Source organism: Methylomagnum sp., from assembly GCF_054333355.1.
The window spans coordinates 1-8,209 of the sequence record NZ_JBTEKS010000196.1; the positions used below are offsets into that span (position 1 = coordinate 1).

Below are 8,209 nucleotides of genomic sequence, written 5' to 3' on the forward strand. Positions count from 1 at the left end.
AATTTCCGGGGCACCGACACCGCGTCCGGCGTCCTGGCCGCCCGCCGCTATTACGGCGAGCCCATGGCCGGCCACTCCATCCCGGCGGCGGAACACAGCACCATCACCGCCTGGGGCCGGGACGGCGAGACCGACGCCTACCGCAACATGCTCCGGCAATTCGCCCAGCCGGGGAGGCTGGTGGCGGTGGTCTCGGACAGCTACGACGTGTTCAACGCCGTGGAGAACATCTGGGGCGGCACGCTACGGGATGAGGTGGTGAATTCCGGCGCGACCCTGGTGGTCCGGCCCGATTCCGGCGATCCCATCGACGTGGTGTCGAAAGTGGCGGAGCTTCTGGACCAGCGCTTCGGCGCCACCGTGAACAGCAAGGGCTACAAAGTCCTGCGGCATGTCCGCATCATCCAGGGCGATGGCGTGAATGCCCGCTCCATTGAGGAAATCCTCGCCAGGCTCACGGGCCAGGGCTACGCCACCGACAACATCGCCTTCGGCATGGGCGGGGCGCTGTTGCAACGGCTGGACCGCGACACCCTCAAGTTCGCCATGAAATGCTCGGCCATCCGGCGCGATGGGCGCTGGTGCCCCGTGTCCAAAGACCCGGTGACGGACCCCGGCAAGAGGTCCAAGGCGGGGCGGCTGTCGCTGTTCCGTTCGCGGCTCACCGGCGAATATAAAACCTTGCCGCTGGACGACGGCCATGCGCCGGGCGAGGAGTGGGAGGACGCGCTCGAAACGGTATGGGCGGGCGGCAAGCTGTTGAAGGATTGGACCTTCGCCGAGGTGCGAGAAAGGAGCGTGGGCGTCTCGCCCGCGATTTAGACGGGCGGGATCGGGACGCCCGCACCCCTTTTATCGTTTTATCGTTCCCACGGTCCCCGTCACTGCCATTAAGGCGATTTCCGAAAAGGCTTGTCCCCGTTGACCTGGATATAGGATGGGTTTCGCTTCGCTCTACCCATCCTACAGATATGGCCTTTCCTAGAATCGCCTAAGTTAAGGATTCTTTCTCCACCGGACAAAAGCGCTCGTAGTCCCGGCTTCAGCCGGTTTTTTCCGGTCGGTTTACCGCCGCCGCCTGAAGCCGGGACTACGAGCGCTTTTACGCCGCCCAACGCCCGCCCCGCGACGGCCATTTCTCGATCTTCACCGCCACGCAGGTCAGGTCGTCCGCGAAGGTCTCCGAGTTGGAAAAATCCATCACGGCCCGGCGCACCTGGTCGATCAACTCCTGGGGATCGAATTCGCCGCAGCGCTCCACCAACGCGACCAGGCGGCGTTCCTCAAAGAACTCGCCCGCCGCGTTCTCCGTCTCGGTCACGCCGTCGGAGTAGAACACGAACGAATCCCCCAGCTCGAAGGGCGCGGACACCTGCCGGTAGGTTTCCTGCTCACTGAACCCCAGCGGCAGGTTCTCGCCCTGGAGCATTTCGCTGGCCCGAGTTCGATCCTGAAAATGGATGGTCTTGGGATGGCCGCAATCGACGAAGGTCACGAACCGCCGGTCGAGGTCGAAGCGGGCGTAGCAAAGCGTCGCGAAGCTGTCGAGGCGGGTCAGCTGCGGGGTCATTTCGCGGTGGACCGCCGCCACGATTTCCTCCGGCTCGGGCAGGCGGTCCCGCTCCAGCGACACCATCAACCGGCTGAAGGCGCGGCAAAAGCTGTTCTTGATGCCCGCGCCCAGCAAGGCCGCCGGGACGCCCTTGCCCATCACATCGCCGACCACCACATCCAGGCAGCGGTGATGGTGCAGGAAAAAATCGTAGAAATCCCCGTCGATCTGCTGCGACGGCAGGGTCAGCGCGGCCACCCGCAGGCCCGGCAGGGTGCGGGGCGTGCGGCCTTGCAGCAGCACCTTTTGAATCCGGGCGCCGGTTTCCAATTCCCGCTGGTGAGCCGATTTCAGCTCGTCAACGCTGCGGATCAGCGCGGTCTCCAGCTCCACCACGCGCTGACCGGCCCGCACCCGCACCCGCAGTTCGTCGCGGTCGAAGGGCTTGGCGATGAAGTCGTCGGCCCCGGCCTCCATGCCCGCCACGATGTCCTCCTTGCGGAACTTGGCGGTCAGCAGGATGGTATAGATGTAGGCCGGGCACTGGCATTCCCGGATGCGGCGGATCAGTTCCAGGCCATCCATTTCCGGCATCAGCCAGTCGCTGATGACGATCTGGAATTCGCCGTCTTGGAACAGCCGCCACGCCTCCGCGCCATTGCCCGCCGCCACGACCTCGTAGCCCAGCTTTTCCAGGTAGCTTTGCAGAAGCCGCCGGGAGACGGCTTCGTCTTCGGCGATTAGGATTTTCATGGATGTCCCCGTGGGAGTGGGCTTTTAGCCCACGATCAATAGCGTATAACCAGGAAGCGAGGCTTAACCCGCGATCAATGGCCGGTCGCGGGCCAAAGCCCGCTCCCACATCCGATGGCTGCTTAAGCCGCCCGGACTTCCGGCGCCTTCAATCCGGCCAAGCCCGCCCCTAGCCGGTTCACCGCGTCAACCAATTCGTCATAAGCGGACTCGACCTCGGTCAAATTTCCGCCCGCGCCCATCTTCTCCAAGCGCAACGCCGCCTCGAACGCGCCCTTGGCCGCGAAGTTGCCCACCGAGCTTTTCAGCGTGTGCGCGGCCCGCTCCAATCCCTGGCTGTCCCGCCGCGCCATGGCGTCCTTGATGTCCGCCAGCAGCACTGGCGTCTGCACGAAGAACAATTCCGCGATCTCCCGCAACAGCGACTCGTCGCCGTCGACACGGGCCAGCGCGGCGTTGCGGTCGAATCCCGCCGCGTCGTCTTCCGATCCGCTCGGTTCCGGCGGTTCCGGGATGGCGTCGTGGGCCGACTCGGGTTCGGGCGTCACGGACTCCATGAGTTCAAACAGCCGCCGGGTTTGCAGTGGCTTGGAAATGTAATCGTCCATCCCCGCCGCCAAGCAGCGCTCCCGGTCGCCCTTCATGGCGTGGGCGGTCATGGCGATGATGGGGGTATGGCGACCACTGGCCTCCTCGATTCCACGGATGGCGGCGGTGGCCTCGAAGCCGTCCATCTCCGGCATTTGCACATCCATCAAGGCCACGTCGAACAACTCGGTTTCCACGGCGGCCACGGCCTCCTTCCCATTGTTCGCCAGGGCGACCGAGTGGCCGCGCTTTTCCAGCATCCGCACCACCAGCCGTTGATTGACCGGGTTGTCCTCGGCCAGCAGCACCCGCAAGGGCCGCACGTTTTCGGCGGGATCGGGACGGATGGCGCTGACGGGCCGGACCTCCTGCTTGGACGGCTTGAGCGCGGCCAGGATGGCGTCCAGCAAGTCCGACTGCTTCACCGGCTTGGTCAGATAGGAGGCGATCCCGAGCTTCCGGCACCGCGCCGTGTCGCCGCGCTGGACGGCGGACGACAGCATCATGATGGTGGCGCGGGCGAACTCGGGGTGCTGCTTGATCCGCTCGGCCAGTTGAAAGCCGTCCATCTTCGGCATCATGGCGTCCAGCAGCACCAAGGGCAGCGGGTCGCCCGCCGCCGCCAGCCGCTCCATTTCGTCCAGGGCGGCCTGCCCGCTCTCCACCGCCAGCGGATTCATGCCCCAATTCACCAGCACTTCTTCGAGGATGCGGCGGTTGGTGGCGTTGTCGTCCACGATGAGGACCGGCAAGCCCTTGGCGTCCGGCAGGTCTTCCACGATGTCCACCGCCGCGCCGGTTTGCAGGCCCAGCCGCGCCGTGAAGTGGAAGGTGCTGCCTTGGCCCGTGCCCCGGCTTTCCAGCCAGATGCGCCCGCCCATGAGGGCCACCAGCCGCGAGGAAATCGCCAGCCCCAGCCCGGTGCCGCCGAACTTGCGGGTGGTCGAGCCGTCGGCCTGGGCGAACGCCTCGAAGATCGTGCGCTGCTTTTCGAAGGGGACGCCGATGCCGGTGTCCTTCACCGTGACGTGCAGGACGATTTCCTCATCCGTCCGCGAGTCCTCCGCCACATCCACCAGCACCTCGCCCCGTTCGGTGAACTTGATGGCGTTGCCCACCAGGTTGACGATGACTTGGCACAAGCGCCCGGTGTCGCCGACCAGCCGGTCGGGCAGGTCCGGCGGAATGTGGCAGGCCAGTTCCAAGCCCTGCTTGTGGGCGCGGAGGGCCAGGGTCTTGATGACGGTCTCCACGCTGTCGCGCAGGTTGAAGGGGATGGGTTCGAGGTCGAGCTTGCCCGCCTCGATCTTGGAGAAGTCGAGGATGTCGTTGATGAGCCGCAGCAGCGATTCCGCCGATTCCCGCGCCATCGTCAGGTACTCGCGCTGCTCCGGGTTCAGATCGGTGTCCAGCCCCAGCTCGATCATGCCGATGATGCCGTTGATTGGGGTGCGGATTTCGTGGCTCATATTGGCGAGGAATTCGCTCTTGGCCCGGCTGGCGGCCTCGGCGGCCTGCTTGGCTTTTTGCCAGCCGATGTCGTAGTCCACGCCGCGCCAGCGGGCCACGGCGCCCTCCCCGCTCCGAATCGGTGCCCCGCTGGATTCGGTGTGAACCTCGTGCCCGTCCTTGTGGCAATAATGATTAATGACTCCTGCGAAACCGTGTTTCATGGCGGCAATGTTCCCCTGTTCGGCGCGTCGTTGGGCGCGGTGCTCCTCTGTGAAAAAATCTTGATAACAATGGCCGATGATTTCCTCCGGCGCATAACCCAATATTTCTTTGACCGCCCCGTTGCTGAAAATGTAGCGCCCGGCGGCGTCCTGCTCCCAAATCCACTGGCTGCTGAGTTCCGACACCTGCCGGAAGCGTTGCTCGCTTTCCTTGAGACGGGCATTGGACGCCAGCAGTTCGGCAGTACGTTCCCTTACCCGGGTTTCCAGGGCCGCAGCGAGGGGCCGCACCCGCGTCCGCACCAGGAAGCTGCCCCCGGCGATCAAGGCGGTGGTCAGCAGCATGACCAGCATGAACTTCGCGCCGATGGCCCCGTATAGATCGGCGGCGTCGATCTTCAGCACGGCCACCAGTCCCAGGTTGTCCACCGGGCCGAACGCGCCCAGCACCCGCCGGCCCCGGTAGTCGACGGTCGAGCCGAAGCCGAAGCCCTCCGCCATAGCCCGGTACACGAATCGGTTCGGGCCATCGCGCAATGGCTCGACGGAAAATGGCCGGGGCGTCAGGCGGGTCGGGAAGCAGCGGAAGCTGTCCGGCACCCCGTTGCGGCACAGCACGAATTCCACGCTTTCGCCCAGCGATTGGTTCTCCAGCACGGCCTGGGTGAGATTGGGCAGGGGCTGCTCGGCCAGCACCGTGCCCAGCGGACCCTCGGCATCGCGCAACGGCAGGCGGTGCCGCAGGAAAAAGCCGTCTTTCCAGAGCAAATACGCCTCACCGGGACCGTCCAGCCGGACTTCAAGTGCCGGATCGTCCACGAAGGTGCCCATCTGGGCCACCTCCCGGCCATCCGGGGCGTGTACGGCTATCCCGGAAAAGCCGTGGGGCGTGAAACTTTCCAGTACCCGCTGGATTTCCCCGTGGGCTTCGGTCGCGCCGGACTGCCGCGCCAGTTCCCGGAGTTGCCTGAGCAGATTGGGGCGGGTGGTGATGATTTCGGCCCGCGTGGTGCGCAGTTCGACACTGGATTTCACCTGGGCGAGATGGCTGTCGAGGCCGATCCGCAAGCCTTCGTTGAGGGCGCGTTCGACCTCGTTCTCGATGATGGCGGAGACGGCGATGCCGGTGATGCCCGCCACCCCCGCCAGCAGCGCCGTGGCGAGCCAGGTGATACGCCGGTCGTCGGCCACCGGGTGCGGCACCCGGTTCATGGCGCACAATCCCATCCCCAGTATGATCAGCCCCACGGCGGTGTTGAGTCCCATCGCCCCGAAGGCGTACCAGGTGTAGAGGTAGTTGAAGTTGATCCCGTAGCCAATCAGGGCGATGCCGCCGATGGCCATCACCCCCCGCGCCAACCATCGAGACGCGGCCATGAAGCGCGGGTTGCGGCGGGCCAGGGCTTGGCAGACAAACGCCCAGCCCCCAAGGAACAAGCCCCCGGCGGTGGCCGTCGCGATGCGGCCCGGATGCAGCGCCGGGGACGTGTCGGTGTCCCGGATCAAGAATTGGTCGATGGTAAGCCCGATCCCATCGAATTGCTCAAGCAGGGTCAGGCCGGAAATCAGGATGATAAGCACCGCCGAGGCCATGCCCCATTGGCGGCGGGCGCGGCTGTCCGGTTCGTCGAGCAAGGCGAGCGCCAACCCCGCCAGCACGAAACACAGGGCGCCATTGGCCTTGAGGCTGGCGAAGCCGGGCACCACGCTTTTCAGCATGGGGATGTCGAACGCCCAGCCCCACAGCACGCCGCCGCCCAGGGCCACCAGCAGGGCGGCGCAGAATTTGGGAATAGCGGCCCAGAGCCGGGTCAAGTAACCCGTTGGGGAACGAGGCGCGCCGTTTCCCGGCGGTTGGATTTCAGCGCCGGTGCTTGGCCCGGAGTCCGGGGCGTCGGCGCCATGCGTTCGCATTGTGGTTGTCGTCGAAACGCTAGGGATGGTTAAACGAGAGACCTAGCGCTTTGCGAAAAGTGCGGAAGGTTTTTGTAAGGCCGGGGTGGGAGCGGGCTTCAGCCCGCGACCGGGCCGCATTCCATCGCGGGCTGAAGCCCGCCCACTTCGCGGGCGGGGCTAGCGCACGGCCCGCACGCGCTCCATTCCGGTCAGCCGGTCGTATTCCGCCCGCATGAATTCGATCCCGTAACTCCGCTCCAGCCGCCGCATGATGAAATGGGCGCGGGCGATGTCCTGGAAATGCTCCATGAAAATCAGATTGATGAGGCTGCCGGTCCCGGCCCCCAGGATGGGCACCATTTGCAGGGCGGCTTTTTCCGTCACCACCACGCCGAAGCGGGCGGCCACGTCGGCGATGAAGCGCACCACCGTGGGCGGATTCCAGCGGACGATGCCCTGGCTCACCACCTGCTCGGACACCCGCGTGAAGTGCATCGCCAGGGCCAAGCGGATGCCGTAATAGCCCGCGTCGGCGGCATCGTCGTCCTTGGAGCGGCCCCCCAGGGCGAAGACCTCCATGCAGGCCAGGCGGGTTGCGGGATCGTCCAAATCCTCGCCCTCGCCACGGGCGATGTCGGCGATGGAGCGCAGCATGATGGTGGAGGTGATGGGCAATTCCGCCACCACCGCCGGTAGGCCGAACAGCCCGCCCGCCGCCCCGGACAGCAGCCCGAGGGTCTTGTGGTAGCGATTGCTGCGCGGCGTCCGGCGCTTCTTTTTATGGCGTCCCAGCGAGTAGATGGCGACCGTCAGGGTGCGTTCCAGGCCGACCCGCGTCGCGTGTTGCAAGCCTTCGCTCCAGGGTTCGGGCAGCGCCTTGACCAGCTTTTCAATCGGTGCGCCGAGCTTGCTGGTCAGGCGGGCCGCGAAGCTGGGATATTCCAAGTGGCGGTGGGCTTGCCGGAGCGCCTCGCGGTCCTCAAGGGTGAGGCGCGGCGGGCTTCTTTTGACTAATTCGTTCATGGCTTAAGGTTCCTCGTCGTCCCCCCGTGTATTCCAGTCTTCGTCCGCGTCGGGCTGGTCCGTTCCGGTGCTTTCGTCCCAGCCCTCCTTCGGATGCTTCACCCCCTCGGCGACCTCTTCCCAGCGTTCCGGCAGGGAAGTTTCCGAGTAATCCTGGTCGTCGGCTTCGACGTCGTCCATGGGGGCCATCTCGTCCTCGGGGGATTCGATGGGTTCGATGGGCAAGGTGTACCAGACGTATAGGTCCACTTCATCAATATCGCCGCCGTAGGTCTGGATTTCCACCAACTTGGCGTCCTCGTCCACGGCGACCACTTCGAACTTCTCGCCCTTGTCGAAATGCTTGTACCACATTCCGACGATGGGGTCGGCATTGTTGGCGGGCATGGTTGCGCTCCTGTAATTCGTTCGGGGGTACGGGATTAATGACAGGAGGACGGGGGGATTCTATCCCGGCGGGGCGGGGAGATTGTCGGGGACTATTGGAGGTTGCGGTTTTTGGCGATGATGAAAATCGTATATCCAATGCTCTCGGCGAGCATCAGGACACCGAATATTTTGGCTACGGTGCTTTCGGCGAAGAAAAGGGTTGCTGCGAAGGTAATATTTATTATGAGGAAGAGTATTTGGAAGCCGGACATGGGTATTAGCTCGTTCCCACGCGCCGCGTGGGAATGCGGTTTAAATAGACGTAGGGCGGATAAGCAAAGCGCATCCACCGCTC

At 64.7% G+C, this 8,209-nt stretch carries 6 protein-coding genes; 1 reads left to right on the forward strand and 5 read right to left on the reverse strand.

The features are described 5' to 3' along the window. Positions 1 to 822, forward strand: an 822-nt coding sequence (locus tag ACXWUF_RS14345) for a hypothetical protein (RefSeq protein ID WP_458495329.1), incomplete at its 5' end; no start/stop codon positions are given. Positions 823 to 1,102: 280 nt separating this feature from the next. On the opposite strand, the gene ACXWUF_RS14350 is transcribed toward ACXWUF_RS14345, so the two are convergent. The 5 genes from ACXWUF_RS14350 to ACXWUF_RS14370 all read right to left on the reverse strand — a co-directional run. Beyond that, positions 1,103 to 2,305 (reverse strand): PP2C family protein-serine/threonine phosphatase, encoded by a 1,203-nt coding sequence (locus ACXWUF_RS14350; protein WP_458495330.1) that lies wholly within the window; start codon positions 2,303 to 2,305, stop codon positions 1,103 to 1,105. Between the two features lie 122 nt (positions 2,306 to 2,427). Next, the gene (locus ACXWUF_RS14355; RefSeq protein ID WP_458503298.1) at positions 2,428 to 6,480 is read right to left on the reverse strand and encodes a response regulator; all 4,053 of its coding nucleotides are present in this window, start codon (positions 6,478 to 6,480) and stop codon (positions 2,428 to 2,430) included. Between the two features lie 159 nt (positions 6,481 to 6,639). Then, positions 6,640 to 7,485, reverse strand: a complete 846-nt coding sequence (locus ACXWUF_RS14360; RefSeq protein ID WP_458495332.1) for an EcsC family protein — start codon at positions 7,483 to 7,485, stop codon at positions 6,640 to 6,642. Positions 7,486 to 7,488: 3 nt separating this feature from the next. Continuing rightward, positions 7,489 to 7,872 (reverse strand): DUF6763 family protein, encoded by a 384-nt coding sequence (locus ACXWUF_RS14365; RefSeq protein ID WP_458495333.1) that lies wholly within the window; start codon positions 7,870 to 7,872, stop codon positions 7,489 to 7,491. A 92-nt stretch (positions 7,873 to 7,964) separates the two neighbouring features. Beyond that, a partial coding sequence (locus ACXWUF_RS14370; protein WP_458495334.1) for a hypothetical protein occupies positions 7,965 to 8,209 on the reverse strand: 245 nt, incomplete at its 5' end.

Excerpts from the sequence above, each read along its gene's own strand:
- ACXWUF_RS14350 (WP_458495330.1), bottom strand. The coding sequence starts at position 2,305 with ATGAAAATCCTAATCGCCGAAGACGAAGCCGTCTCCCGGCGGCTTCTG.
- ACXWUF_RS14355 (WP_458503298.1), bottom strand. The coding sequence starts at position 6,480 with ATGCGAACGCATGGCGCCGACGCCCCGGACTCCGGGCCAAGCACCGGC.
- ACXWUF_RS14360 (WP_458495332.1), bottom strand. The coding sequence starts at position 7,485 with ATGAACGAATTAGTCAAAAGAAGCCCGCCGCGCCTCACCCTTGAGGAC.
- ACXWUF_RS14365 (WP_458495333.1), bottom strand. The coding sequence starts at position 7,872 with ATGCCCGCCAACAATGCCGACCCCATCGTCGGAATGTGGTACAAGCAT.